This is a genomic window from Agromyces sp. Soil535 (genome assembly GCF_001428255.1).
Taxonomy (GTDB): Bacteria; Actinomycetota; Actinomycetes; order Actinomycetales; family Microbacteriaceae; genus Agromyces.
On record NZ_LMRW01000001.1, the window covers coordinates 670,142 to 694,601 of the forward strand.

At 69.2% G+C, this 24,460-nt stretch carries 28 protein-coding genes and 1 tRNA gene; 15 read left to right on the plus strand and 14 right to left on the minus strand.

Annotated features, from left to right (window positions below; all coding sequences use genetic code 11):
• Positions 1-47: 47 nt before the first annotated feature.
• The 4 genes from ASG80_RS03155 (at position 48) to ASG80_RS03165 (ending at position 4,361) form a co-directional block, all read left to right on the plus strand.
• Positions 48-899: an SDR family oxidoreductase gene (locus ASG80_RS03155; protein ID WP_056728315.1), complete on the plus strand. Its 852-nt coding sequence runs from the start codon at positions 48-50 to the stop codon at positions 897-899.
• Between the two features lie 35 nt (positions 900-934).
• The gene (locus tag ASG80_RS03160) at positions 935-1,603 is read left to right on the plus strand and encodes an SDR family NAD(P)-dependent oxidoreductase (RefSeq protein ID WP_235508039.1); all 669 of its coding nucleotides are present in this window, start codon (positions 935-937) and stop codon (positions 1,601-1,603) included.
• Complete coding sequence (locus ASG80_RS24690; RefSeq protein ID WP_255355571.1) at positions 1,560-1,694, plus strand: hypothetical protein; 135 nt, start codon at positions 1,560-1,562, stop codon at positions 1,692-1,694. The genes ASG80_RS03160 and ASG80_RS24690 overlap by 44 nt, the downstream gene beginning before the upstream one ends.
• A 90-nt stretch (positions 1,695-1,784) precedes the next feature.
• A complete protein-coding gene (locus tag ASG80_RS03165) occupies positions 1,785-4,361 on the plus strand; it encodes an ATP-dependent DNA ligase (protein ID WP_082589688.1) in 2,577 nt (858 codons plus the stop codon).
• Between the two features lie 7 nt (positions 4,362-4,368).
• Here ASG80_RS03165 and ASG80_RS03170 read toward each other — a convergent pair whose 3' ends face one another.
• Positions 4,369-5,253, minus strand: coding sequence for an SDR family oxidoreductase (locus ASG80_RS03170; RefSeq protein WP_056728316.1), 885 nt, complete (start codon positions 5,251-5,253; stop codon positions 4,369-4,371).
• Between the two features lie 217 nt (positions 5,254-5,470).
• Here ASG80_RS03170 and ASG80_RS23990 point away from each other — a divergent pair, with 217 nt between their 5' ends.
• The 3 genes from ASG80_RS23990 to ASG80_RS03180 all read left to right on the plus strand — a co-directional run bounded on the left by ASG80_RS23990 (position 5,471) and on the right by ASG80_RS03180 (position 6,437).
• A complete protein-coding gene (locus ASG80_RS23990) occupies positions 5,471-5,635 on the plus strand; it encodes a hypothetical protein (RefSeq protein WP_164470555.1) in 165 nt (54 codons plus the stop codon).
• A gap of 142 nt (positions 5,636-5,777) precedes the next feature.
• Positions 5,778-6,170 (plus strand): hypothetical protein, encoded by a 393-nt coding sequence (locus tag ASG80_RS03175; RefSeq protein WP_235508041.1) that lies wholly within the window; start codon positions 5,778-5,780, stop codon positions 6,168-6,170.
• 45 nt (positions 6,171-6,215) lie between these two features.
• Positions 6,216-6,437 carry a hypothetical protein gene (locus tag ASG80_RS03180; protein WP_056728317.1) on the plus strand — a complete coding sequence of 74 codons (222 nt, stop codon included), beginning with the start codon at positions 6,216-6,218 and terminating at the stop codon, positions 6,435-6,437.
• Between the two features lie 61 nt (positions 6,438-6,498).
• Here the strand turns inward: ASG80_RS03180 and ASG80_RS03185 are convergent, their stop codons facing one another.
• The 3 genes from ASG80_RS03185 to ASG80_RS23860 form a co-directional block, all read right to left on the minus strand.
• A complete protein-coding gene (locus ASG80_RS03185; RefSeq protein WP_056728318.1) occupies positions 6,499-6,822 on the minus strand; it encodes a hypothetical protein in 324 nt (107 codons plus the stop codon).
• Positions 6,823-6,906: 84 nt separating this feature from the next.
• The gene (locus tag ASG80_RS23855; protein WP_056728319.1) at positions 6,907-7,203 is read right to left on the minus strand and encodes a hypothetical protein; all 297 of its coding nucleotides are present in this window, start codon (positions 7,201-7,203) and stop codon (positions 6,907-6,909) included.
• A 106-nt stretch (positions 7,204-7,309) separates the two neighbouring features.
• The gene (locus tag ASG80_RS23860; protein WP_162256589.1) at positions 7,310-7,540 is read right to left on the minus strand and encodes a hypothetical protein; all 231 of its coding nucleotides are present in this window, start codon (positions 7,538-7,540) and stop codon (positions 7,310-7,312) included.
• On the opposite strand from ASG80_RS23860, the gene ASG80_RS23865 reads away from it, so the two are divergent.
• The 6 genes from ASG80_RS23865 to ASG80_RS03215 all read left to right on the plus strand — a co-directional run bounded on the left by ASG80_RS23865 (position 7,532) and on the right by ASG80_RS03215 (position 10,971).
• Positions 7,532-7,930, plus strand: coding sequence for an MmcQ/YjbR family DNA-binding protein (locus tag ASG80_RS23865; protein ID WP_056728323.1), 399 nt, complete (start codon positions 7,532-7,534; stop codon positions 7,928-7,930). The genes ASG80_RS23860 and ASG80_RS23865 overlap by 9 nt on opposite strands.
• 88 nt (positions 7,931-8,018) lie before the next feature.
• A tRNA-Arg gene (locus tag ASG80_RS03200) sits at positions 8,019-8,091 on the plus strand.
• Between the two features lie 146 nt (positions 8,092-8,237).
• The gene (locus ASG80_RS03205) at positions 8,238-8,678 is read left to right on the plus strand and encodes a MarR family winged helix-turn-helix transcriptional regulator (RefSeq protein ID WP_200952473.1); all 441 of its coding nucleotides are present in this window, start codon (positions 8,238-8,240) and stop codon (positions 8,676-8,678) included.
• Positions 8,679-8,714: 36 nt separating this feature from the next.
• Positions 8,715-8,885 carry a hypothetical protein gene (locus ASG80_RS23325; protein ID WP_200952474.1) on the plus strand — a complete coding sequence of 57 codons (171 nt, stop codon included), beginning with the start codon at positions 8,715-8,717 and terminating at the stop codon, positions 8,883-8,885.
• Between the two features lie 247 nt (positions 8,886-9,132).
• Positions 9,133-10,554, plus strand: coding sequence for a DUF998 domain-containing protein (locus ASG80_RS03210; protein ID WP_162256590.1), 1,422 nt, complete (start codon positions 9,133-9,135; stop codon positions 10,552-10,554).
• A gap of 123 nt (positions 10,555-10,677) precedes the next feature.
• Positions 10,678-10,971, plus strand: a complete 294-nt coding sequence (locus ASG80_RS03215) for a GNAT family N-acetyltransferase (RefSeq protein ID WP_056728326.1) — start codon at positions 10,678-10,680, stop codon at positions 10,969-10,971.
• A 357-nt stretch (positions 10,972-11,328) separates the two neighbouring features.
• Here ASG80_RS03215 and ASG80_RS03220 read toward each other — a convergent pair whose 3' ends face one another.
• The 4 genes from ASG80_RS03220 to ASG80_RS23870 form a co-directional block, all read right to left on the minus strand.
• Entirely contained in the window at positions 11,329-11,949 is a 621-nt protein-coding gene (locus ASG80_RS03220) for a GntR family transcriptional regulator (RefSeq protein ID WP_056728327.1), read from the minus strand.
• Entirely contained in the window at positions 11,873-13,213 is a 1,341-nt protein-coding gene (locus ASG80_RS03225) for a multidrug effflux MFS transporter (RefSeq protein WP_082589691.1), read from the minus strand. The genes ASG80_RS03220 and ASG80_RS03225 overlap by 77 nt, the downstream gene beginning before the upstream one ends.
• 170 nt (positions 13,214-13,383) lie before the next feature.
• The gene (locus tag ASG80_RS03230) at positions 13,384-14,400 is read right to left on the minus strand and encodes a zinc-dependent alcohol dehydrogenase family protein (protein WP_056728328.1); all 1,017 of its coding nucleotides are present in this window, start codon (positions 14,398-14,400) and stop codon (positions 13,384-13,386) included.
• 27 nt (positions 14,401-14,427) lie between these two features.
• Positions 14,428-14,814, minus strand: coding sequence for a cyclophilin-like fold protein (locus ASG80_RS23870; protein ID WP_056728329.1), 387 nt, complete (start codon positions 14,812-14,814; stop codon positions 14,428-14,430).
• A gap of 314 nt (positions 14,815-15,128) precedes the next feature.
• Between ASG80_RS23870 and ASG80_RS03240 the strand changes: the two genes are divergently transcribed.
• Complete coding sequence (locus tag ASG80_RS03240) at positions 15,129-16,094, plus strand: helix-turn-helix transcriptional regulator (protein ID WP_082589693.1); 966 nt, start codon at positions 15,129-15,131, stop codon at positions 16,092-16,094.
• Between the two features lie 39 nt (positions 16,095-16,133).
• Here ASG80_RS03240 and ASG80_RS03245 read toward each other — a convergent pair whose 3' ends face one another.
• From ASG80_RS03245 to ASG80_RS03270, 6 genes are all read right to left on the minus strand, one after another.
• Positions 16,134-16,922, minus strand: a complete 789-nt coding sequence (locus tag ASG80_RS03245) for an MIP/aquaporin family protein (RefSeq protein WP_235508054.1) — start codon at positions 16,920-16,922, stop codon at positions 16,134-16,136.
• Between the two features lie 147 nt (positions 16,923-17,069).
• Entirely contained in the window at positions 17,070-17,561 is a 492-nt protein-coding gene (locus ASG80_RS03250; RefSeq protein WP_056728332.1) for a MarR family winged helix-turn-helix transcriptional regulator, read from the minus strand.
• 213 nt (positions 17,562-17,774) lie between these two features.
• A complete protein-coding gene (locus tag ASG80_RS03255; RefSeq protein WP_056728333.1) occupies positions 17,775-19,391 on the minus strand; it encodes a GMC family oxidoreductase in 1,617 nt (538 codons plus the stop codon).
• Between the two features lie 150 nt (positions 19,392-19,541).
• Positions 19,542-20,405, minus strand: coding sequence for an alpha/beta fold hydrolase (locus ASG80_RS23330; RefSeq protein WP_156401617.1), 864 nt, complete (start codon positions 20,403-20,405; stop codon positions 19,542-19,544).
• A gap of 65 nt (positions 20,406-20,470) precedes the next feature.
• Complete coding sequence (locus tag ASG80_RS03265) at positions 20,471-21,181, minus strand: helix-turn-helix domain-containing protein (RefSeq protein ID WP_235508080.1); 711 nt, start codon at positions 21,179-21,181, stop codon at positions 20,471-20,473.
• Positions 21,171-22,703 (minus strand): APC family permease, encoded by a 1,533-nt coding sequence (locus tag ASG80_RS03270; protein ID WP_056728338.1) that lies wholly within the window; start codon positions 22,701-22,703, stop codon positions 21,171-21,173. The genes ASG80_RS03265 and ASG80_RS03270 overlap by 11 nt, the downstream gene beginning before the upstream one ends.
• A gap of 223 nt (positions 22,704-22,926) precedes the next feature.
• On the opposite strand from ASG80_RS03270, the gene ASG80_RS03275 reads away from it, so the two are divergent.
• Positions 22,927-24,423, plus strand: coding sequence for an APC family permease (locus ASG80_RS03275; RefSeq protein ID WP_056728340.1), 1,497 nt, complete (start codon positions 22,927-22,929; stop codon positions 24,421-24,423).
• Positions 24,424-24,460: the final 37 nt, after the last annotated feature.

Sequence of the window (24,460 nt, forward strand, 5' to 3'; positions counted from 1 at the left end):
GGCACTGAGTTCAACTGGGACCACCTCAACGAAAGGCACACAGGAACATGACTGACAACAAGGTGTGGTTCGTCACCGGCGCCGGCCGTGGCATGGGCATCGACATCGCGAAGGCGGCACTCGCCGCCGGACACGCGGTCGTCGCGACCGGCCGCGACGCAGACCGCGTCCGTAACGCCATCGGCGAGCACGACAACCTCCTCACCGTCGCGCTCGACATCACCGACCAGGATGCCGCCCACGCCGCCGCCGAGGCGGCCGTGGAGCGATTCGGTCGCATCGACGTGCTCGTCAACAACGCGGGCAACTTCTACGCCGGCTTCTTCGAGGAGATCAGCCCCGAGCAGTACCGCAGGCAGATGAAGACGAACTTCTTCGGCCCGCTCAACGTGACCCGGGCGATCCTGCCCGTGATGCGGAAGCAGCGCAGCGGCCACGTCATCACCATCAGCTCCACCGCCGGTCTCGTCGGCGTGGACTTCTGCTCCGCCTACTCCGCGTCGAAGTTCGCCCTCGAAGGATGGATGGAGTCGCTCCGTTCCGACATCGAGCCGTTCGGAATCACGACGACCATCGTCGAGCCCGGATTCTTCCGCACCGAGCTCCTCGTCGAGGGTTCGTCGACGATCTGGCCCGAACTGTCGATCGAGGATTACGCCGACCGCACGAAGGCGACCATCGAGGCATGGACGGGCATGAACGGCCAGCAGACGGGCGACCCGGCGAAGCTCGCGGCCGCCCTCGTCACCCTCTCCGACTCCGGGCAGCCGCCGCTGCGCTTCCTCGCAGGCGCCGACGCCATCGCGACCGCCGAGCAGAAGGCCAGGACCCTGCTCGAGCAGGCCGACGCCCACCGCGAGCTCTCCAGCTCGCTCCTTCATGACGACATCACCGTCTGACCGACGCCCCGCTTCGAACGAACAGGACCCATTCCGTGGATTCATCACTGAGCAACACCGTCGCCCTCGTCACCGGGGCGAGCAGCGGAATCGGTGCGGCCACCGCCCGCCGGCTCGCCGAGCACGGCGCATCCGTCGCCCTCGTGGCCCGCCGCCGCGACCGTCTCGAGGACCTTGCTACCGAGATCGAGGAGGCCGGCGGCACCGCGCTGGTCGTGGAAGTGGACATCACCGACCGCACCCAGGCCGAGGCGGCGGTGCAGAAGGTGGTCGAGCGATTCGGACGGCTGGACATCCTCGTCAACAACGCCGGCCTGATGCTCCTCGGCCCGGTCGTCGGCGCCGACGTCGAGGAGTGGGAGCGCATGATCGCCGTCAACGTGCGCGGCCTGCTCTCCACGACTCGCGCCGCCCTGCCGCACCTGCTCGAGGCCGCGGAGGAGGGGCCGCGCCGGGTCGCCGACATCGTCAACATCAGCTCGATCGCCGGCCGATTCGCCTGGGGCGGCTACGGCGTCTACAACCTCACCAAGTTCGGCGTGAACGGGTTCACCGAATCGCTGCGCCAGGAAGTCACCCAGCGGCACGTGCGCGTGGGCGTCCTCGAGCGGCGTCGCGACCGAACTCGCCTCGCACAACCGGCCCGAGATCCAGAGCGAGATGACCACTCCGTTCTACGAGCAGACCGAGGTCCTCGCCCCTGAGGACATCGCCGACGGGGTCGCCTACATGGTCACCCGCCCCCGGCACACCTCGATCGGCGAGTTGTGGATCATGCCCACCGACCAGGCCTGACCCTCCGGGCCGCCTGGACCCGGGCGTGACGCAGAGGTGCGGATGCCGCGAACGCTGGCTTGCGGCATCCGCACCCGACAGGATGGGGGCATGGCCGAGGGCGCGCGTCAGCTCGTCGAGGTCGACGGTCGACGGATGCGGCTGACGAATCTCGACAAGGTCATGTATCCCGAGACGGGCATGACGAAGGGCGAGGTGATCTCCTACTACGCGGAGGTCGCTCCAGTGATGGTGCCGCTCGTCGCCGGCCGCCCGGTGACGCGCAAGCGCTGGGTGCACGGCGTGGGCACCCCGGATGCCCCGCAGTCGGCCTTCTTCGAGAAGAACTTCGAGCATGCGCCCGACTGGGTGCGCACCGCCGTCATCCGTCATTCCGACGGGCCGAAGACGTACCCGATCGCCGGGGACCGCGCCACTCTCGTGTGGCTCGCGCAGCTCGCCGCGCTCGAGCTCCACGTGCCGCAGTGGCGATTCGATGCTCGCGACGAACCTGGGAATCCCGACCGCATGGTCTTCGACCTCGACCCGGGCGAGGGGATGGGGCTGGCCGACTGCGCGGAGGTCGCGCGGCTCGTGCGCGACCTCGTCTCGGGCATGGGGCTCCGGGCGATGCCGGTCACGAGCGGGAGCAAGGGCATCCACCTCTACACGGCGCTGGACGGGCGCCAGACGTCCGACCAGGTGTCGCAGGTCGCGCACGAGCTCGCCCGCGCCCTCGAGGCCGACCACCCCCAGCTGGTCGTCTCGAGCATGCGCAAGACGCTCCGCGGGGGGCGTGTGCTCATCGACTGGAGCCAGAACAACTGCAAGAAGACCACGATCGCGCCGTACTCGCTGCGCGGTCGCTTCCGCCCCACGGTTGCGGCGCCTCGCACCTGGGCGGAGCTCGACGACCCCGACCTGCGCCACCTCGAGGCGGCCGAGGTGCTCGAGCGTGTGGCATCCGGCGACGACCCGCTCGCGGTGATCACGGCGGCCTCGCACGACGGACCGCTCGCCGAGTACCTCTCGATGCGCAAGGGCGGCGTGACCCCCGAGCCCATGCCGTCGTCGAGCTGGGGTGCGCCGAGCACCGGGGACCTCCGCTTCGTGATCCAGGAGCACCATGCGCGCCGCCTCCACTACGACCTGCGGCTCGAACGCGATGGCGTGCTGAAGAGCTGGGCGGTGCCGAAGGGCGTGCCCGAGACCTCGGGCGTGAACCACCTGGCGGTGCAGACCGAGGACCACCCGATGGAGTACGCGACCTTCGAGGGCACGATCCCGGCGGGGGAGTACGGTGCCGGGTCGATGACGATCTGGGACGCCGGCACCTACGAGACCGAGAAGTGGCGCGACGACGAGATCATCATCGACGTCGACGGGCGCTCCGGCGGCCCACTCGGCGGTCGGGTGCGGCTTGCGCTCATCCGCACCGACGGGACGGGCGAGAAGAGCAGCTGGCTGCTGCACCGCATGAAGGACCAGCGGCCTGGGCACTGGAGCCCGTCGTCGAAGGCGCGGCACGCGACGGACGAGGCGACGGATGCCGCGGGCACGGATGCCGCGGACGACGACGATGCGGATCGAGGAGCGACGCGCGCAGACGATGCGGATCGAGGAGCGACGCGCGAAGCGCGACGCGTCTCGAGGCCCCCTGTCCCGGACGTTCTCGAGACGCCTCTTGCGGACGCTCCTCGACCGGCAGAGGGCGAGCACGGGGTCGAGCCGATCCTCGTGCGCCCGATGCTCGCCACGTCGGGCACCCTCGGCATGCTGGCAGGCGGGGAGTGGGCGCTCGAGTGGAAGTGGGACGGCATCCGCGTGCTCGCCCGCGCCGATGGCGGCGGCATCCGGCTGATGACACGCAGGGGCAATGACGTGACGGCCACGTATCCCGAGCTCGCGGGGCTGCCGCGGGTGCTGCGCGGCGACGCCCTCGTCGACGGCGAGATCGTGGCCCTCGACGAGCGCGGCCGACCGAGCTTCGAGGTGCTGCAGCAGCGGATGAACCTCACCCGCGTGCGCGAGATCGAGCGGCTCGCGGCATCCGTGCCCGTGCGGCTGCTGCTCTTCGACGTGCTCGAGATCGCCGGCTCATCGGTGATGTCGGAGCCCTACCGGCAGCGGCGGGAACGGCTCGAACGGCTCGTGCGCCAGCGCGCCGGCGTGCCCGTGGAGCTGCCTGCCCAGGCGACGGGCGTCCCCGCCGAGGCGTTCGAGGAGAGCCGACGGCTCGGGCTCGAGGGGATCGTCGCGAAGCGGCCGGACTCGCCGTATCGCCCCGGAGTGCGGTCGGAGGACTGGGTGAAGCTCAAGCTCACGCGCACGCAGGAGGTGGTGATCGGCGGGTACCGCAAGGGCATCGGCACGCGCACGGGGCACATCCGCTCGCTTCTCGTGGGGATCCCGGGCGATCACGGCCTCGAGTACGCGGGCCGGGTCGGCAGCGGGTTCCGCGAGGTCGAGCTCGATCGCCTGATCGTCCGGCTCGACGGACTCGAGCAGCCCGATCCGCCGTTCGTGAGCGTGCCCGCCGCCGACGCGAAGGACGCGGTGTGGGTGAGGCCCGAGCTCGTGGGCGAGATCGAGTTCGGCGAGTGGACCCGCACGGGCGTGGCGCGGCATCCGAGGTGGCGGGGCCTGCGGCCCGACAAGGGGCCCGACGAGGTCGTGCGGGAGTCGTGATCCGGGGTCAGAGCCCGCGGCCGCCCGTCACCGGCAGCACGGCGCCCGACACGTACGAGGCGTCGTCCGACGCGAGGTACACGTACGCCCCCGCGAGCTCCGCAGGCTGTCCCGCCCGGCCCACCGGCGTGTTCCGCCCGAACTCGGGAACGTGGTCGGGCCATCCCGTCGACGGGATCAGCGGCGTCCAGATCGGGCCGGGCGCGACGGCGTTCACGCGGATGCCGCGTGGTCCGAGCTCCTCGGCGAGCGCCTTGGTGAACGCCACGAGCGCCGCCTTCGTCATCGCGTCGTCGACGAGTTCCGTCGACGGGTCGAAGCCCTGGATCGACGTCGTCGTGATGATGCTCGATCCGGCGTCCATGAGCGGCACAGCTGCGCGCGCGAGGAACACGGGCGCGAAGAGGTTCACGCGTACGACCGCCTCGAAGTCGTCCGTCGGGATCTCGTCGATCCCGCCGCGGTTGCGCTGGCGGGCGGCGTTGAGCACGAGCAGGTCGAGGCCGCCGAACGCCTGCTCGGTGTGCGCCACGAGGTCCTTGCAGTGCTGCTCGCTGCGCAGGTCGCCCGGTAGGAGCAGCGGGTCGCTGCCGGCGTCGGTGATCCACTTCCCCGTCTCCTCGGCATCGGCCTGCTCGCTCGGCAGGTAGGCGATGGCGACCCGTGCGCCCTCGCGGGCGAAGGCGATGGCCACGGCGCGGCCGATGCCCGAGTCCCCGCCCGTGATGAGCGCGCGCCGACCCTCGAGCCGGTGGTTGCCGCGGTAGCTCTGCTCGCCGTGATCGGGTTGCGGAATCATGGGGTCGGTCAGCCCTGGCGGACTCTGCTCCTGGCGCGGGAACGGATCCGTCGTGTGCTTCGTCGTCGGGTCGATGAGTTGTTCGTTGAGCATCGGTCCCCCTTCGATCGCCACGCTACGCGGGCCCGTCGGGGGTCGCGCGGGGTTGACAAGTGGCGCTCGCGGGCGCGCAGCGGCATCCGCTGACAGGGCGGGCGGATGCCGCGTGCCCCACGCTCTCGCGGATCACCGCCCGGTTCGCGGGTAGCACGACCCGCGAACCGGGGTCAACCCCTGCCGCCCGGCGTGGCTCGTCAATACCGTCGAGATCATGAATATCCTCGTCGCCATCATCGCCGTCGTCGCCATCGTCCTGCTCATCACGGGCGGCGTCGTACCCACGCTGAACTTCCTGCTCTGGGTCGGAATCGCGTTGCTGGTCATCGCGGCCATCGTGTTCCTCGTGCGCTACCTCAGCGGGAGCCGCACGGTCTGACCTCGCGCGACGCAAAGTTCGGGAGCGGGCGGCCATCGGGTCGCCCGCTCCTTCCGTGTCAGCTGTGTCAGCGTCGGAACCCTGCGCTCCGTTCGTCCGAGGAATCCCGTCGGCGACGTACCCGGAGCCGTATGCTGATCGCGTGGGAACGCTGTACTACGGGGACTCCGGAACGCCGATCGGGATCGAAGACCGGGCACTCGCGCACCTCAAGGTCGCGATCACGACGAAGCTGCGCCGCGGCGAGAGCTTCACGCTCTCGTGGCAGCACACCGACGACCAGCCCCGGGGCCGCAGCACGCTGTGGCTGCATCCGTCGATCCCGCTCAGGTTCGTGTTCGACGACCCCATGGCGCCCGAGCTCAGCCGGAATTGGATCGAGGACCTGATGCGGTCGGCGAACAGCACCGGCGGCATCCAGCTCGTTCCAGAGCATCTCGACACCGAAGCCATCGCGACGCAGCCCGACCAGCCCGTGCACGTGGGAGCCGACGTCCAGGAGATCGAGATCGACAGCGAGACCCAGCCCGTCTAGCCGCGAGCGCGTGCTCGACGACGGCGGGCGGCCGAAGGAGGAGCGATGGGCGCGACGGAGAACACGGCGGCGGGCAGCGTCGAGATCGAACGCTGGTGGCCGCACCTGTCGATCGAGGCGAAGCACCGACTGCTCGCCGAACTCGACGGCCCGATCGACGCCGAGACGGCGGCCGAGATCGAGTCGCTCACGGGCGGCACCGCACCCGACCGGCTGACGCCTGGCGACCAGCGGTACGTGGTCACGCAGATCGAGCCCGTCGACTGACAGGTCACGGCGCATCGGCGTTCGGTCGCCGATGGCCTGCCGGCCTGCGGTCGGGCGTGAGCTATTCGCTCTCGAAGGGCGCGTTCTCGGCGGGCTCGGGCACGAACTGCAGGCCGGCCGTGCTGTTGGCCGAGAGCAGCATCTGCTCGATCCACAGCCGGTTGAGCTTCGGGGGGCGGTTGCCGCTGAACACGAACTGCAGCGGGATGGACTCGTGCAGCCAGATCGTGGTGCGGCCGCTGCCGTTCGCCACGCCGTGCTCCCACGTCATCGCGAAGCTCTCGGAGCGGCGGAGCTTGTTCAGGATCGCGACGCGAAGGTGGGCGAGGGTGCGGTCGTCGATCTCGAGCTCGCGAGCCGAGGAGTTGTAGATGAGCTTGCCCATGGCCCGACTCTAGTCGGCGTTCGACGCGGTAACGCCGTACGATCCGGGGCCTGCGCACGGATGCCTCAGGTGGGCCGCCGCGATTCAGTTCATGCCGCCGTCGGGGTCCAGCGGGTCGCCGGTCGGCCTGCCCGGACGTCGAGCATCGAGCGGATCGATCGAGCGTTGCAACTCGTCGAGGTCGATGATCCCGGTGTCCTCGATCCCGGTGTCCTCCCGCATCATCGACGGGGGTAGGTCTCGGACGCGACGGCGTACGTCGGCGTCGACTTCCGGGGTGTGGAGTTCGGGGGCGTCGAACTCGAGTGCGCCGATCTCGCGGGCATCGGGGCCGCCCGCCTCCGTCGTCGGTTCGGTGGCCCGACCGATCGACCGTTCCATGGTGATGCTCCTTCCAGGTGCATGCGGATGCACCGGGGCATCCGGTACTTCGAACGGTACGCCGGTCGTCGCCCGACGGCGAGTCTCGACACACCGCTCAAGCCGGTTACATGCGCCTGTCACGAGAACAGGTGGACACGCCGCGCCGGCGTCGAGAACAGGAGGACACGCCGGGTCGACGGGTGCGGCCTCCTGTTCCGGTGACGGATGCCGCGGGCGTCACGGATGCCGCGAGGACCACGGATGCCGCGGGCGTCCCGGATGTCGCGAGGATCACGGATGCCTCGATCATCACGGATGCCGCGGGCGTCGGCGTAGGCTGGCGCCCGTGGAGCATCCGCGCGTGGTCGACCCGGGGCATCCGCTCGTCGAACGGGTGCGCCGGATCTGCTTCGCGATGCCCGAGGTCGTCGAGGTCGAGGCGTGGGGCCGGCCCACGTTCCGCGCGGCGAAGCCGATCTTCGTGCACGTCGCCGTGACCATGGAGAACCCGCTCTCGATCATCGTCAAGACCGACCCCGAGGAGCACCTCGCGCTGCTGCAGGACGGTCGCTTCTACGGTGCGCCGTACTACGACCGGAACCGCTGGGTCGGGGTCGACCTCGACGCACCCGACACCGACTGGGACCTCCTCGCCGAGCTCATCGAGACCTCGTACCGGCAGGTCGCGAACCGCCGCCAGCTCGCCGCGCTCGACGCGCTGCGACCCGACCACGCCGACGCCTGAGGCGTGGCCGTTCGATTGGCGAGATCGAAGCGCGTGGGATAGAGTGACGTGGTTGCCTGATCGCACGGATGTGAGGGCGACATCCCATGCGCCCGTAGCTCAACGGATAGAGCATCTGACTACGGATCAGAAGGTTGGGGGTTCGAATCCCTTCGGGCGCACACTGGTTGAGACAGTAAGAGAACGGCTCGCTTCGGCGGGCCGTTCTTGTTCTCCGGCACGAGAGACACGCACCCCGAGGGGATCGGGTGGCGGCGTTCGGGCATAATCTCAGGGAACCTGCCCTTCAATGATGGGAACACCCAGCATGCCTTACTCCGCCGATGTCACCCTCCTCTACCTCATCAAGCAGGTCGAATTGGCCGCGCGGTCCCACCTCGAGGATGCGGTCAGTCCCGCCGGGCTCACGTCGCTGCAGTACACGGCCCTCACGGTGCTGGAGCGACGGCCCGGCCTGACGTCGGCGCAGCTCGCGCGGAACTCGTTCGTCCGCGCGCAGACCATGGCGCAGATGACGACGTACCTCGAAGGCGAGGGGTTGATCCGTCGCGATCGGGATCCGAGCAGCCGTCGGCAGTTCCTCCTGTACCTGACGGCGAAGGGTGAAGAGGTGGTGGCGAGCCTGCGCGAGTCCGTCGCCGGCATCGAGCAGAAGATGCTCTCGGGGTTGACGGAGCGCGAGGCGCTCCAGCTGCGAGCGCTGCTGCGCGCGTGCCGCCAGGCGCTGGGAGGCGGCGACCCGCACTGATCGGAACGGATTGGCAAGGTGCTTCGTGGAGTCACCATGGGCGACACCGATCCGCGTGAGCAGATTCCCCGGCTTGTGCAGCTCCACGCCGAAGGCAAGCTCCCGCTCGACCGGCTCGAGAGGCACTACACGTTGGACGACATCCAGGCCGCGGCCGAGGACATGCACCATGGTGTGACCGTCAAGCCGGTCATCACCTTTCCCTGACGCCGTCCGTCAGGCGATCTGAGCCTGCTGCGATCGCAGGAACAGGAAGCCGATGCGCTCGTTGAGGTTTCCTGAATGTATGGATCTCATCCAAGCGAGATCCTCGGCTGGGAATCCGCCGAGGATCCGCGCGTCCCCCTTAAGTGGCCGGTGACCCGCGTCATCCGGTCCGGCTATGCTCGGCACACGTCTGATTCCCGTGATCGAGAGTTCGGATATGTGGGGTGCGCGGGCCGGGGATCTCCCCGTGCCGTCGAACCGGATGGATCGCCAGCAACGACGCGTGGTCCGCTCGGGCAGGGCCGACCGTGGGCTGCACGGTCGGCCGATCGGTGCACCCACGGGCGCGCCGCGCCAGCGTGGCACCGGGCGCCTCGACGTGCTCCCCGGCGCCGGCCTGATGCGTCGCGGGTTCGCCCTGCTCATCGCCCTGGCCGCCGCGATCGTAGCGTTCCAGGAGCTCACCTCGCAGTTCGCCGGCGGTCACGCCCAGGTTCACATGTACGACGGCCACAGCGCCGTCCCCTTGGTCGAGCTGCACGCGCAGGACCTGGTGTGGACGCTGCCCGCGCTCGCCGCCGGTGTGGCCGTGGGCGCAGCCCTCATGGTGGCCTCGGCCTCGCGCGGAGGCATCGCGGCGCTGAGACGGTTCGGCCTGCCCGGCCTCGGCCGCGACGCGCGCGCCAGGGCGAACGGGATGACGTGGGGCGCCGTCGCCGTACTCGCCGTGCACTTCACGGGGAAGGCGTTCGTCGTGTTCCCCGGGGGCCACAACGCCGTCGCGGTGACCCTCGGCAGCGTGCTCGGCATCGGCACGTTCCGGCTGCACCGGCACGCGATCGAACACGAGGCCTACCGCACGTTCAACCTCGTCGCGATGCTCCTCGCCGTAGGGAGCCTCGCGAGCATGAGCATCACCCCGACCGGAGCGTGGTGGACGCACAACTTCAGCACCCTCGGCACATCCGACGACATCGCCGCCGCGTGTTTCAACGTCGCGATCGTCGTGTCGGGCGCGGGCATGGCCGCGATGGCGGTGTCGCTCACCCGCGCCGTCGCCGAGCCGAGGTTCGGCGCCCGCCGCGGCGCCATCACCGCGATGCGCGTGCTCATCGTGCTGATCGGAGTGTGCCTCATGGGCGTCGGCCTCGTGCCCATCGACGGCGCTACCGGGCTGCACAACGTCGCCGCGTCCGGCGCGGCCGCTTCATTCGCGGTGCTCTGCCTCGGCGTTCAGCTGTGGGCGAAGCGCCTCCCGCGTTCGCTGGTCGTCGCGTCGTACGCGTCGATCGTGATCGAGGTGATCGCGATGGTCGCCTACGACGGCATCGGCGTGTTCAACCTCACCGTGTTCGAGATCGTCGCTTTCACGCTCGTCTTCGCCTGGCTCATCGCCCTCGTGGCGATCACGCACGCGAGCCCGCAACCGACGGATGCCGCGAGCCGCCGCCACATCGTTCCCGCGCGCGTGACCGGGCCGCATGCCGCCGTCGCGGCCGAGGGTCCACGCGCCCGCACCGCAGCGCGACGACACCCGCCCGGAGGGCGGATCCCGCGCCGCACGCCGCGCGGGCCGGCGCGGACCGCCACGCTCCACGACGTCCACCGCGCGCTCCGACGCGGTGGCGAGGGCGCCGACGAGCCGCCCGACGCGGTTCCCATCGGCTGACGGCGATCGGCCGGATCATCGTCGTGCCGGCCGGAACGGCGTCTGGAATGCCGGCCACCACCACATGCGTTGTCCTCATCAGGGCGAGAGCTCCTGGCTCCACCCCACGATGCTGGAGGATGCATGACCGACACGATCACGATCGAACGCAACGAGGCCACGCGACGGTACGAGCTCACGCTCGACGGCGCGATCGCGGGGTACGCGGAGTTCCGCACGACCCCGGGCCGCATCATCTTCACGCATACGATCGTGCTGCCCGAGCACGAGGGGCAGGGCCTCGGCAGCCGGCTCGCGAAGTTCGTGCTCGACGACGCCGTCGCGCGCGGCCAGCGGATCGTGCCCAGGTGTCCGTTCATCGCCGCGTACCTTCGCGACCATGGCGGCTACGAGGCATCCGTCGACTGGCCGTCGTAGGGGTCGCGATGCGCGGCCGACGAGCTGCGCCGACCACGAATTGACCCTCATTCGGGGCGATGCGCGCATCCGATCCCGCGGTTACGATTCGACCAAACCCGAGTCGGCCCGAACCCGACTGGCTCGTCGTGCCTTGACGACCTTGGGCCCGACTTCGGTCGATCCCTCGGGTCCTGCTCGCCGAGCTCAGTTCGGGTCGCTCGGCGGGACGGGCCTCCCTGGGAGGCCGCGGTGGGGTGGGAGGTAGGGTTCCCACCCCACCGTCCAATCGGTGCGACGCAGGACACCCGGACCCAGACATCTCCGTCTCCGAGACTCAATCTCAAGTCAGGAGGCAATGTCTGTGCCCAGCGGATGTCAGCTCACGGAGGCGTTGGCGGCGTCATAGTCGCGCAGGTACTTCGTCGCCAACTCGTTCATGTGGCGAGAAAGTTCGGCGCGCACGCTACCAGCATCGCCGCTCGCGATCGCACTCGCGATCCCCACGTGATCCTGATTGCGCATCCGGCTCGAGCCCATGGCCGGCCCCGCAGCGATGATCATCATCTCGATCCGACCGATCAGTTGGCGCCACATGTTCACGAGCGTTCCGTTGCCCGTCAGACGGCACAGCAACTCATGGAATCCGAGGTCCACTTGGATCTGCCTGCCGAACTCGAGGTCGTCTTTCAGCAAGGGCTCGATTGCCACCCGCAGCTCCGCGATGGCGTCGCGATCTTCCCGTTCGGTGAGGATCGTTGCAGCGAGGATCTCGAGCGCCGCGCGCACCTGGAAGACCTCTCGGATTTCGTCGGCGGAGAGCTTTCGGACGAGGAGGTGTCCCCGCCCATCGTTCACAAGCAGGCCCTCATTCTGGAGCGGGCGGAGTGCTTCCCTGAGCGTGCCACGACGTACGTCGAGCTCATCGGCGAGTTTGGTCTCGATGAGATGGTCGCCCGGCTTCATCGCTCCGCTGATGATCAGATCGCGCACGTGCATGGTGCACCGCTCGCGGAGCGTCCGCTTGTCGAAGACGTTGCCGCCAGAGCGTTGCTGCGAACACAACCGCGGCAGCCGCGACTGCGACGAGTGTCACGATGCCGAGTGGCAGGGCGGTGTCTGCGCCGCCGATTCCGACGAGCGGGGCGGCGATTCCGCCGAACGCGAAGCGGGCGAGACCGAGCAGCGACGATGCGGTGCCGGCCATGCGCGGGTAGTCCGCGAGCGCAAGCGACGTCGAGGGCGGCGTGGTGACGGCTACGCCGCTGACCATCGTGACGAGCGAGGCGAGGACGACACCGAGGGGCAGATGAAGCAGGCCGGCTACGAACAGGCCGCCCGAGCCGATCAGGCACATCGCGAGTCCGATGAGGAGGACGCCGCGCTCCGACCATCGCTCGGCGAGCCGCCCGGCGATGAAACCGAACAGCATGAAACCGAGCGAGTTGAGCGCGAAGGCGAGGGCGTAGTCCTGCGGTGAGAGACCATAGATGCCCTGCAGCACGAACGTCGCTCCGCTGAGGTACGCGAACAATGCAGCATTGACGAAGCCGGTCACGAGCACGGCGCCGAGGAACACCCGGTCGGAGAGCAGCCGTACGAAGTCCCGCAGGGTGTGCGCCAGACCACCGCCGGAGCGCCGCTCGAGCGGCAGGGTTTCACGGAAGACGCCGACGGTCGCAACGAGGATGACTCCGCCCACGGCGGCGAGGAAGAGGAAGAGGCCGCGCCAGTCGGTGACCGTCGCGAGTTGCCCGCCTATCACGGGTCCGATGATCGCCGCGAGCCCGGCGAGCACGGTCAGTCGTCCGTAATAGCGCACGAGCTTGCCGCCTGAATAGAGGTCGCGCCCGGCGGCCTGCGCGATGACGATGCCGACGGCTCCGGCGAAGCCCTGCAGGAACCGGACGATGACGAGGACCTCGATCGAGGGACTCACGGCGCAGAGCACGGACGTGAGGATGTACAGGATGACGCCGATGAGGAGTGGTCGCCGCCGACCGAAGCGGTCCGAAACCGGGCCGGCGACCAGTTGTCCCACCGCCAATCCGAACAAGCACGCGGTGACGGTCAACTGCGCGGCCCATGTGGCAGCGTCGAGTTCGGCGGCGAGCGCCGGGAGCACCGGCAGGTACAGGTCCATGGAGATCGGCCCGAAGGCCGTCAACAGCCCGAGCACGATCGACAATGCCGGGCCGGCTCCTCGACCCGCGGGGCGTGGCTCGTCGTTGGCGACCCTGGGCAACGAGTCCGTGCCGGTCATGCGTCGCCTCCGAGCGGCGAGATCCGCACTGTCGTAGTGCTCGAGGCGAGCATGGTGAGGTCCTCGTGCGACCAAGTGGTCATCAGCGTGCCTTTCACGGGGCGGGTGAGTCAGGGGAAGGGTGGTGTCCAGCCGGTCGCCGCCTCGCGGCGACCGGAGCGACGCAGGCGTCATGGGCGAAGCAGTGCCTTGATGGCGCGACGTTCGTCCATGGCCTTGTAGCCCTCTGCGGCTTGGTCGAGTGGGAGTTCGAGGTCGAAGACCTTGCCCGGCTCGATCTTCCGGTTGATGATCAGATCGATGAGCTCCGGCAGGAACTGCCGGACGGGCGCGGGTCCGCCGTGCAGGTGCACGTGCGAGAAGAACAGTTCCTCGCCGGGCAGTTCGACGTCGTGAGCCACGCCGACGTAGCCGACGTGCCCGCCCGGACGGGTGGACCGGATCGCCTGCATCATCGACTCCTGGGTGCCGACGGCCTCGACGACCGAGTGCGCACCGAACCCGTTGGTGAGTTCCTTGATCTTCGCGGCCCCTTCGTCCCCGCGTTCGGTGACGATGTCGGTCGCGCCGAACTCTCGCGCCAGTCTCTGCCGGGACTCATGACGGCTCATCGCGATGATCCGGTCGGCGCCGAGTTGCTTGGCGGCGAGGACGGCGAGCAGTCCCACGGCCCCGTCGCCGACCACTACGACGGTCTTGCCTGGCCCCGCCTGCGCCGCGACGGCTCCGAACCAGCCCGTGCCGAGCACGTCCGAGGCGGCGAGCAGGCTCGGAACCAGGTCGGGATCCGGTAGTTCCGGAGTGGCAACGAGGGTTCCATCGGCGAGTGGGACACGTACCAGCTCGGCTTGGGCGCCGTGGACCAGTTCGCGGTGTACGCACGACGTCTGATAGCCGGCTCGGCAGATCTCGCAGGTGTTGTCCGAGGCGAAGAACGATCCGACGACGAACTGCCCGGGCTTGATCGTCGTCACCTCGCTGCCGATCTCCTCGACGATGCCGGCGTACTCGTGCCCGATCGGGGTGGGCTCGTTCGTCGCATCGATGCCGCGGTAGGGCCAGAGGTCCGACCCGCACACGCATGCAGCGGACAGCCGGATGACGGCATCGGTCGGGGCGAGGAGGCTCGGGGCCTCGCGTTCTTCGACCCGGATATCGCCGGGACCGTGGATGACTACACCACGCATGCGTTTTCTCCTTGTGTTCGTGTGCATCTACTGCACGATTTCGACGGTGAGCGGGAAGCTGTCACCGGCTGAGGCGATGACCTCGAGTCCCGAGTCGATCGTTCCGAGCCGCACCAGGCCGGGGGCGGGGATCGATTGACCGTCGTGGGCATAGAAGAGGACGAGGTCGTGACTCGGTGGCCAGTACGCCACCTCGCCGATCTCGTAGTCGTACTCGTGAGGGGCACCGCGGATTTCCAGTTCACGCGGCAGCGCGCCCGGCTTCTCACGTCCGAAGAGGTCGTGCATCTGCAGCGTGACCGGCAGCAGGGACGCGAAGTCACGTGCCGCGTAGGAATCATCGAGCGTCGCGGTGGCCTCAGCATCACCGATGCGCAGTCGGATGCGGACGGTTTCGTTGGTCTCTGTCGGCATGGGATCTCCCGCGTTCTGAGCAGTCGGCCGCGTTGAAGACGCGATCGGTGGCGGAGCGTTCGAGGAACCACCACGATCCGCGGGGTCGGTGGTGGCGTCAGCGGCGCATCCGGTCACGGCCGTCAGGCCGACGCTCACGCCGATGATGGATCGCCGCACACCGTCCGACGGTGGTTGCGTCGGTTGCCGAGTCGCGGTTCGTCGTTCGCATCGATGTCTAGGAAACGGCATCCGAATCCGCCTGGGGAGTCCCTGCTGTGAGACGTACTGTCAGGGCGTCCTTTCGGCCGCTGTGGGCGCGTACCGTCATCTTCATGGACAATCGCAACGAGGTCCGCGAGTTCCTCGTCTCGCGGCGGGCCAAGGTGACCCCGGTGGAGGTCGGCCTGCCTCCTGGCGGCAACCGCCGCGTCCCGGGCCTGCGCCGCACCGAGGTCGCAGCACTCGCCGGAGTCAGCATCGAGTACTACTCGCGTCTGGAACGCGGGAGCCTCGCGGGAGCGTCGCCCGGTGTGCTGGACGGAATCGCTCGTGCACTACGGCTGGATGATGCAGAGCGAACCCACCTCTTCGATCTCGCCCGGGCGGCGGACGGCTCGGCGGCCATCGCACGACCGCGCCGGCGAACCGGGAAATCATGGGTGGTCCGCCCCACCCTGCAATGGGCGCTGGACGCCGTGGTCGCAGGACCCGCGTTCGTTCGCAACGGCCGCATGGACCTGCTGGCGATGAACCCCCTGGCCCAAGCGTTCTATTCGGAGGCGCTCATCGACCCGCAACGTCCCGCGAATCTCGCTCGATTCGCCTTTCTGGACGAGCGTTCACTGCGGTTCTACGTGGACTGGGATTCGGTAGCCGATATCACCGTGGCGATCCTCCGCACCGAGGCCGGACGTGACCCGCACGACAAAGGGCTTCATGACTTGGTCGGCGAGCTCTCCACGCGCAGCGAAGAATTCCGCCGACGCTGGGGCGCGCACAACGTGCGCCACCACGGAACCGGAGTGAAGCACTACCACCACCCCGTTGCGGGCGACCTCAGCCTCGCATTCGAAGGTCTCGAGATGGCCGCAGAACCGGGTCTCACCTTGACCATCTACACCGCAGAACCCGGATCGCCGTCGGAGGAGCGGCTTCGCCTTCTGGCCTCATGGGCGGCATCACACGCCGCAGAGTCGGATGCGCAGCCGGTTGCAGAGGCGATGCGGCAGGTGGGGGGTTCCGCCAATCATGGGAATCAGGATGCGAATCGAACCCAAGCATCCGGCGGGGCGAACTGATCTGACATCGAACTCGGGCACCGGCATCCATTCGCCGACTCAGGACTGCTCGGGGCGGGGCACCTCGGTGTCGAGGACGCCCTGCGCCGCCTCCGCCCCCCTCTGGCCCCCACCGTAACCGCGGAGTACGAACGCCAAGCCGACCGCGATCACGGCGCCGGTCAACGGCCCCGCGACGTAGACCCAGTAGTCCGTGAAGTCCAGCCCGACCAGGTCGGGGCCGAACGTGCGTGCGGGATTCATGGATGCACCCGAGATCGGGCTTCCCCACAGTCCCGCAAGGGCGATGTACGCGCCCACCCCGAGAGCGCCGATCACCCCGACGTTCTGAGCGCCCGATGCCGTGCCGAGGATGACGCTCACGAGGCCCAGGGTGAGCACCGCCTCCATCAGGAAGGCGTCGAAAGAGGAGTATCCCTCGGCGGGGTAATTGGAGCCGAACGTGGCGGACACGTGGACGACGGACTGGAGGAACCACGCCGCGAGCGCTGCCCCGGCGAGCTGCGCCACGATGTAACCCGGCACGCGGCGCCATGGGAAGTCGCCACGAAGCGAGAACGCGAGCGTCACCGCGGGATTGAGGTGTGCGCCTGAGACCTTGCCCATGAACAGGATGATGGCCAACACCATCAACCCCGGCGCGACCACGGCGGCGGTGCGGCTGATCGTCTCTGGGAAGGCCTGACTCATCATGCCGCCGCCCGCGGCGACGAGCACCAGGAAGAAGGTCCCGACCAGCTCGGAGACGAGGCGTCGCCACTCCTGCCTCGGATTCTGGAAGTCCGCGAGCGGCTCGACGACTTCGATCTCGAACCATCGCTCGAACATGCCTCGAACTTTGGGGCTCACCTGCGACATCGTTCCCCCCGAATCACATGCGCTCCGATGCGATCGAGCGCGATTCCACCACCGACGACGGCCCTGCAATCGCGAGCATAGACCCGAGAGCAAGAGGCGACAATGAAGTCCTGATTGTCAGTCGTCGCATGCCGCGGCGTCATGCCCCGGCGTATTCGGGTCGGTTGCGGGCTCGTCGACGCCGAGTCGCAGCCGGTCGCAGAGTTCGGTGAGATCGCGCAGCTCGGATTCGTCGAGCGCGTGACCGACGTGGCGGTCGATCGCGTCCATATGCGCGAAGGCCACCCGGCGGAAGAGCGCGAAGCCCTCCTCGGTGATGGCGACGATCGTGCCTCGGCCGTCCTCGGGGTCGTGCGTCTTGGCGACGAGCCCGCGGGCGGCGAGGCGGTCGACGAGCCGGCTCACGCTCGGCTGCGTGATGAGCACCGAGCGGTTGAGGTCCTTCAGGCGCAGATGGCGCCCGGAGGCCCTGGTGATGTTGAAGAGCACGTCGTACTCGTTGAGCGAGATGATCTCGCTGGGGAACTCCGCCGCGAGCGCCCGCATGATCGTGACCTGGGCACGGAACAGCGATTCCCATGCAGCGACCGTGATCGCGCGTTCCGCCACCCTCGGCTCCCCTCGACGTACTCGACGCCCGACCTGACGACCGGACTGATCCAAGGATAGGGAACCTGCGGCGGGAACGGGTGAGGGCCGGTCGTAGAGGCTGACGACCGGCCCTCTCCCTTGCACCAAGAGTGTCCTGCAATCACATTCCGCACCGACCGCCACAGCAAACAGTCGGTGCGTAATGAATATATAACGGATCGGTAACGGGCGCTAGTTATCGTTCCGTGATTTTTCTCGAGGTGGGGATTTGCTCGCTCGGATGAGGTCGGCAGCGCGTTCGGCGATCATGACGGTCGGCGCGTGGGTGTGTCCGCGGATGATCCGCGGCATCACCGACGCGTCCACCACCCGCAGCCCGTCCAGGCCGCGGACACGCAGCTCACAGTCCACCACCGCGGCATCGTCGCTGCCCATGCGGCAGGTGCCGACAGGGTGGTATGCCGTCTGGGCGTGTTCCCGAATGAGCGTCGCCACCGTCGCGTCATCGACCTTGCCCGGGTATGGCGCCATGGGGGCACCGATGTAGGGACGCAGGGCCGCGGTGTCGCACAGCCGCTCGGCGATGCGCGCGCCGGCAACAAGACCGCGCAGGTCCGACTCGGCAGTGAGGTAGCCCGGGTCGATGACCGGCGGCTCCGCCGGGTCGCCACTGGAAAGGCGTATGTCGCCGTGGCTGTCCGGTTGCAGGAGCTCCACCCCCAAGGTCAGCCCGTGGGCCGGTGGCGGTGTCAGACCCCCGCCCAACAGCGGTACCGGAAGCCAGACAAGCTCGAGATCGGGGGCGGCCAAAGCCGGGTCGCTGCGGACGAAGGCGACTGCCTCGTTCACGCTGGAGGTGAGCATCCCGCGGCGCGTGAGCAGGAACCGGACCAGTTGGACCGGGGAGTCGGCCGCGACGAGCGTGATCGGCTTCGGGCAGTGAACGACGACGCCGGCGGCCAGGTGGTCCTGGAGGTTCGCACCGACCCCCACCAGGTCGTGGCGCGGCTCCACGCCGGCAGCCCGCAGCTGGTCGGCATCGCCGATACCGGAGAGCATGAGCAGCTGCGGTGAGTTGATGGTGCCGGCGCTGAGGATCACCTCGCGGGAGGCGCTCATTCGCTGGGTCACCCCGGCCGCATCCCGGTACTCCACGCCGGTGGCACGGGTCCCGTCGAGCAGAATCCGCAGGGCGTGAGCCCCGGTGAGGACGGTGAGGTTATGCCGCCTCCTCGCGGGGCGCAAGTAGGCGTCCGCGGCGCTGTGCCGCAACCCCCGGCGCTGGGTCACCGCCGTCGGGGCATATCCGGTGTTGTCCGGTTCGTTGAGTTCGCCGAGACGGCGCAGGTCCAGCTCGGCGCATGCAGCCAGGAACGCCGATGTGGTCGGGTTGGGGTCGCGCAGCTCGGAGATGAATTGGGGGCCCGAGGTGCCATACACCCCGCCGATATTGCTCCCCACACGGCGCTCGGCCCGCTGGAAGTACGGCACCACCTCGTCATAGGACCAGCCGGGACAGCTCTGCGCCCAGCCGTCGTAATCGGCGCGGTGCCCACGTGTCCACGCCTGCCCGTTGATCGATGACGAACCGCCGAGGGTCTTGCCACGCGGCCAGTACAGCGCTCGATCCGACAGCTGCGGCTGCTTGGTCGTGCGGTAGTTCCAGTCGTACTCGGTCAGGAAGAGTCTGGTGAACGCCGCCGGTATGCGGATCTCCCGCTTGCGGTCCGGCCCGCCGGCCTCAAGCAGTGCAACCTGGCACGCGGGGTCGGCCGAGAGCCGGTTGGCCAGTACGCAGCCCGCCGACCCGGCGCCCACGATGACGTAGTGATACGTTCCGGCAGCCATCAGATCTTCTGTTCCCACTATGGGTGGGCAGCCCTCCCCAGCCAGTTCTACCGCCGGGTGAACGAGGTGGCAAGGAGCGCCGAGGCCGAGCCGGGGTCGACGTCGACGCCGACCTCGGGCGGGACCTTGCCGATGCTGGTGTGACAGGGCTCACGCGGAGAGGAACTCCGCGACGGCGGAGGCGGCTTGCGTTCTGCCCGGGCCGATCCAGAACAGGTGGCTGGGAGCGTCGAGCTCCTTGAGGGTCGCACCCGGGATGCGTGCGGCGAAGTCCTCGGCGTGCGCGAACGATACGGCCGCATCATTCCGGGACGCGGTGACCAGGGTTGGACAGGCCACCCGGGAGATCGCGGCGAGGCGTGACGGCGCAGCGTTCCGTCGCCCCTGCCGGAGGTCGTGTGCAAAGCCGCTGCCGGATCCCATGCTCTGGAACAGCGCCCGCGCGTCCGCCAAGTCCGAGACGGTCAGATCGCCCCACCACTGATCGAGGGGAAGCTTCGACAACGGGGCCATCATCCGACGCAGCCCGGTGTCGGATCGCACCATCCTTCGGATCATCGACCACGTCAGACCCTGGAGAAGCGGGGAGAACACGATCGGGCGGCCGAGCGCTTCTGCGCGTGAATCGGGGTAGGGAAGCGTCGATGGAGCGCAGCTGTGCAAGGCGAGTCCTGGCGACGCGAGCTGCGGATCGGCCGCGACCTCGAGGGCTTGCAGGCCCCCGCCGGAGACTCCGACCACCGCGGCGACTTCAGCCACGTCGAGTTCGCGACAGACTTCGCGAACCAGCGGCACGAACTGCGCGGGGGTGAGCGCGCCGACCCGCGTCGCGCCGTACCCGGGACGTGAGAACGAGATCAACGCGTAGCCGAGGTCCGTGTAGAGATCCCATCCGCAATCGCTGCGCGCCGAGCAGTGGCCACCGGGAAAGAACAGCACCGGGGGCCTCTCTCCCGGCACGTGGACGACCTCCACCGGGCCTGCAGACGTGCTGACGACCCTTCCCGCATCCATTGGCCGAGTCTGACAGGTCGAGCCCCATCCACGGCAGCTCAGGATGCTGCGAGCGCCATCGTGGATCAGCTGAGCAGCGGCCCGAGCCGCGTCGCCCCGTCGCGGAGCTCGTCGAGCAGGCGCCCCGGATGCTCCACCAACTCGGTGGGGGCGCAGAGGCTGAGCGCGGCGACGAGCCTGCCGTCGCCGTCGCGGATCGGATAGGCGAGGCATCCGCGCGCCGGGTCGAAGGCGCCCGTCTGCACGGCGAACCCGCGGGCGAGCGTCTCGGCGACGAAGCCCTCGCTGGCCGCGAGCGCATCCCGCCGCGACTCGGCGAGCAGCAGGCGTCCCATCGCCGAGGCCTCGAGGTCGCGTGTCAGCCGTGCGGCATCCGACAGCCCGAAGTCGGGATCCTCGTCGAGGATGCGCAGCACCGAGCCGGCGTAGCCCGCGAGATGCACGCCGCCCCGCACGTGTGCGCGCACCGCCGACACGATGGTGCGCACGGCCTGCGAAGGCCTGGCCGGCGTCACGAGGTGCGCGAGCTCCGCGACCTTGCGCCCGAGCGCGAACCCCGACAGGTCGCCGAGGCGCACGAGGTACTCCTCCTGCACGAGCAGGTTGAGGAGCCGGTAGGCGGTGGCTCGCGGCATCCGGAGGTTGGCCGAGATCTCCCGCGCGGTGACGCCGGGGCCGCACAGTGCGACCTCCTCGAGCACCGTGAACGCGCTGTGGATCGCCCTGGGCTGCCGTGCGTGCAGCCCCGGTTCGGCGGCCGCGCGCTCAATCGCCACGGCGGCTCCGGTCCGGCTCCTCGCCCACCCACTCCGCGGCCGGGATGCCGCCGAGCACGTCGCCCGCGACCGCGTGGTCGTAGACCCCGATCGCGTGGCGGAGCCACGGCCGGCGCAGCATCCGCTCGCGGGTGAATGCGATGCCCACCGCGAGCAGCACGACGAAGCCCGACACGCCGAAGGCCCGGTCGCCGCCGCTCTCCTCCACGAGGTAGAGCACGGCCATCCCGGTCAGCGCCACGGCCGCCACGGCCGCCTTCACGAGCGGCCATGCCGTGAGCTCCCCGATGCGGTAGAGGAAGACCGGGGCGGCCACGCAGGCGAGCACGTACGCGAGGATGTACCCCGCCGCCGCGAGGATGATGAGCACGGTCATGGCCGCCCACACGCCGCCGATCGCGACGATCATGAGCACCGGCACCACGGTCACCACCGGCAGCGCGACGACGCTCGCGACGAACGGCGTGCGGTGCCGCGGATGCGTCGTGCCGAGGGAGGCCGGCAGCAGCCCCTCGCGGCCCATCGAGAACAGCACGCGCACAAGCGCCGTCGACGAGGCCACCGCGCACGCGAACAGCGACGTGGCGATGCTCACGTCGAGCACGAACCCCGCCCACGGCACGCCGAACGCGGCTGCGAGGTCGTTCGCGGGCGACGCGCTCGTGGCCGGATCGAGCCCGGTCACGTCGAATCCGACGATCTGCGCCGACGTGGCGCCCAGGTAGAGCAGGCCCGAGAGCAGCACCGTCCAGGTGATGGCGCGCGGCACGTTCGCGAATGGCCGCTTCGCCTCCACCCCGAGTGCGGCGGAGCTCTCGAAGCCCACGAACGCGGTGATGGCGAGGGTCGCGGCGACGGCGAAGGCCTGCACGTCGAACGGCGGCGGCTCGAGCACGAGCGCCGGAACGCGACCGGCGTTGGACGCGAGCACGGCCACGATCAGGCCGACGATGAGGGCCACCGAGGTCGCCTCCACGAGCAGCGTGACGCGGGTGGACAGCCGGATGCCGCGGGCGAGCACCAGGAAGCACACGACGCCGAGCACGACCACGGCGGCAGCGCCGAGGAGCATGGGATCGAGGCTCGCCTCGGGCATGAGCCGCGTCACGAGGAACACCATGTAGTAACCCGCGCCCGCCAGCGCGAACATCGCGATGAAGGCGTAGCCGATGAGCAGGCCGATGCCGGCGACGAACGCCGGCGCCGTGCCGAGGCCGCGGGCCACGAACGTGTAGAGCGAGCCGGTGGCCGCCATCCTCCGGGTGAACTCGTTGATGGTGCTCGCGGTGAGCAGGGCGATCACGAGAGCGGCGGCGATGGCCGGGAGGCTCACGCCTCCTGCAACCGCCGACACGAGAAAGGGGGTCGTGAACGCGGCGCCGGCCGGCGCCACGGCCGACACCGACTGCGCCAGCACGTCGGCGAACCCGACGCTGCGTCGGGCGAGCCCAGCGAGGGGGGACCGGGCGGCGAGTCCCTCGACCGGCTCGGGCCGGGCGATCGCGCGGGCGAGTGCGTCCATGTTGCTCTCCCTCTTCGCCCGTACGGGCGGTGAGCAGCCGATGCTAAGCGCCGCGCGTTTCGGCCGTCTCGCGTTCGTGTTTCGGGCTTGTGACCGCGAAACGAGACGGCGCAGCGGCATCCGTCCCACTCCGGATGCCGCACACTTCACGACCGGGGCACACCGAGGCAACACGCCGCAACGAGGCTGGGCATCCCATCCCTCGTCCCCGCTGGAGTCCACCATGACCGCAACCAACCAGTCGGCCGGAACCTCGACCGACACCGAGCGCCCGCAGCACGGACGCACCCTCACCGGCTCCCTCGGCGTCACCGCGATCGTCTTCATGGTCGTCGCCGCTGCCGCACCGCTCACCGTCGTCGGCGGTGCCGCGCCGCTCGGCATCCTCCTCGGCAACGGCGTCGGATACCCGGCGATGTTCGCCATCTCCGCCATCGTGCTGCTGCTCTTCTCCGTCGGCCTCGCGACCATGGCGAAGCACGTGCCGAAGCCCGGCGCCTTCTTCACCTTCGTCGGCTACGGCCTCGGCCGGCCGATGGGGCTCGCCACGGCATACCTCGCGCTCCTCACGTACACGACCATCCAGGTCGCGGTGTACGGCTACATGGGCTACGTCCTCGAGGTCACGGTCACCGGCCTCGGCGGGCCGGACCTGCCGTGGTACCTCTACGCGCTCGCCGTCATCGGCCTGGTCGGCATCCTCGGCTACCGGCACATCGAGCTGAGCTCGAAGGTGCTCGGAGTGATGCTCGTCGGCGAGATCCTCATCGTGCTCGCGCTCGTCGCAGCGGTCGTGGCATCCGGCGGTGCCGAGGGCCTCTCGCTCGCGCCGTTCGAGCCCGCGAACATCGTGTCGGGCGCGCCCGGCGTCGGCCTCATGTTCGCGATCGCCGCGTTCATCGGCTTCGAGGCGACGGCGATCTTCCGCGACGAGGCCAAGAACCCGAGCCGCACCATCCCGATCGCGACCTACGTCGCCGTCATCGGCATCGGCGTCTTCTACACGCTCGCCTCGTGGGCGCTCGTGATGGCGTGGGGCCCGAGCGGCGTCGTCGAGGCGGCTGCGGCCGACCCCGGTGCCATGGTCATCATCACGACCCTCAACTACCTCGGCCCGATCGGCGAGGTGATCATCAACGTGCTCCTCATCACGAGCATGTTCGCGTGCGTGCTGTCGTTCCACAACGTCATCACCCGCTACCAGCACTCGATGTCGACCGCGGGAGTGCTGCCCCGCCGCCTCGGCGACGTGCACCACCGCCACCTCTCGCCGCACACCTCCTCGCTCGTGCAGACGGCGACCGCGGCCGTGTTCATCGTTGCCTTCGCGGTGCTCGGCCTCGACCCGGTGCTCGCCGTCTTCACGTGGTTCTCCGGCGTCGCGACCCTCGCGATCGCGATCCTCATGGCGATCACGAGCGTCGCGGTCATCGTCTACTTCACGCGCAAGCGGCGGGGCGTGGCAAGCCTCTGGCACACGGTGATCGCTCCGACGCTCGGGCTCATCGGGCTCGTAGGCTCGGCGGTCATCATCACGGCCTACTTCCCGATGCTCGTCGGCGACGTCGACGCCGAGGGCGTGCCGGTCTTCGGCGCGCTGAGCCTTTCGCTGATCGCCGTCATCCTGCTCACGCCCGTCGCCGGCTACGTGCAGGCGATGGTGCTGAAGGCACGCGACCAGAAGGCGTACGAGCGCATCACCGAGGCGATCGGCGGATGACACGGCCTGGGGCATCCGATGCAGGGCGGATGCCCCG

Excerpts from the sequence above, each read along its gene's own strand:
- ASG80_RS03170 (WP_056728316.1), bottom strand. The coding sequence starts at position 5,253 with ATGCTCAACGAACAACTCATCGACCCGACGACGAAGCACACGACGGAT.
- ASG80_RS24690 (WP_255355571.1), top strand. The coding sequence starts at position 1,560 with ATGACCACTCCGTTCTACGAGCAGACCGAGGTCCTCGCCCCTGAGGAC.
- ASG80_RS03240 (WP_082589693.1), top strand. The coding sequence starts at position 15,129 with ATGGACAATCGCAACGAGGTCCGCGAGTTCCTCGTCTCGCGGCGGGCC.
- ASG80_RS03180 (WP_056728317.1), top strand. The coding sequence starts at position 6,216 with ATGGGCGCGACGGAGAACACGGCGGCGGGCAGCGTCGAGATCGAACGC.
- ASG80_RS23325 (WP_200952474.1), top strand. The coding sequence starts at position 8,715 with ATGGGCGACACCGATCCGCGTGAGCAGATTCCCCGGCTTGTGCAGCTC.
- ASG80_RS03275 (WP_056728340.1), top strand. The coding sequence starts at position 22,927 with ATGACCGCAACCAACCAGTCGGCCGGAACCTCGACCGACACCGAGCGC.
- ASG80_RS03270 (WP_056728338.1), bottom strand. The coding sequence starts at position 22,703 with ATGGACGCACTCGCCCGCGCGATCGCCCGGCCCGAGCCGGTCGAGGGA.
- ASG80_RS03255 (WP_056728333.1), bottom strand. The coding sequence starts at position 19,391 with ATGGCTGCCGGAACGTATCACTACGTCATCGTGGGCGCCGGGTCGGCG.
- ASG80_RS03220 (WP_056728327.1), bottom strand. The coding sequence starts at position 11,949 with ATGCACGTGCGCGATCTGATCATCAGCGGAGCGATGAAGCCGGGCGAC.
- ASG80_RS03165 (WP_082589688.1), top strand. The coding sequence starts at position 1,785 with ATGGCCGAGGGCGCGCGTCAGCTCGTCGAGGTCGACGGTCGACGGATG.
- ASG80_RS23855 (WP_056728319.1), bottom strand. The coding sequence starts at position 7,203 with ATGGAACGGTCGATCGGTCGGGCCACCGAACCGACGACGGAGGCGGGC.
- ASG80_RS03215 (WP_056728326.1), top strand. The coding sequence starts at position 10,678 with ATGACCGACACGATCACGATCGAACGCAACGAGGCCACGCGACGGTAC.
- ASG80_RS23990 (WP_164470555.1), top strand. The coding sequence starts at position 5,471 with ATGAATATCCTCGTCGCCATCATCGCCGTCGTCGCCATCGTCCTGCTC.
- ASG80_RS03245 (WP_235508054.1), bottom strand. The coding sequence starts at position 16,922 with ATGTTCGAGCGATGGTTCGAGATCGAAGTCGTCGAGCCGCTCGCGGAC.
- ASG80_RS03155 (WP_056728315.1), top strand. The coding sequence starts at position 48 with ATGACTGACAACAAGGTGTGGTTCGTCACCGGCGCCGGCCGTGGCATG.
- ASG80_RS03230 (WP_056728328.1), bottom strand. The coding sequence starts at position 14,400 with ATGCGTGGTGTAGTCATCCACGGTCCCGGCGATATCCGGGTCGAAGAA.
- ASG80_RS03185 (WP_056728318.1), bottom strand. The coding sequence starts at position 6,822 with ATGGGCAAGCTCATCTACAACTCCTCGGCTCGCGAGCTCGAGATCGAC.
- ASG80_RS23860 (WP_162256589.1), bottom strand. The coding sequence starts at position 7,540 with ATGCTCCACGGGCGCCAGCCTACGCCGACGCCCGCGGCATCCGTGATG.
- ASG80_RS03205 (WP_200952473.1), top strand. The coding sequence starts at position 8,238 with ATGCCTTACTCCGCCGATGTCACCCTCCTCTACCTCATCAAGCAGGTC.
- ASG80_RS23330 (WP_156401617.1), bottom strand. The coding sequence starts at position 20,405 with ATGGATGCGGGAAGGGTCGTCAGCACGTCTGCAGGCCCGGTGGAGGTC.
- ASG80_RS03225 (WP_082589691.1), bottom strand. The coding sequence starts at position 13,213 with ATGACCGGCACGGACTCGTTGCCCAGGGTCGCCAACGACGAGCCACGC.
- ASG80_RS23870 (WP_056728329.1), bottom strand. The coding sequence starts at position 14,814 with ATGCCGACAGAGACCAACGAAACCGTCCGCATCCGACTGCGCATCGGT.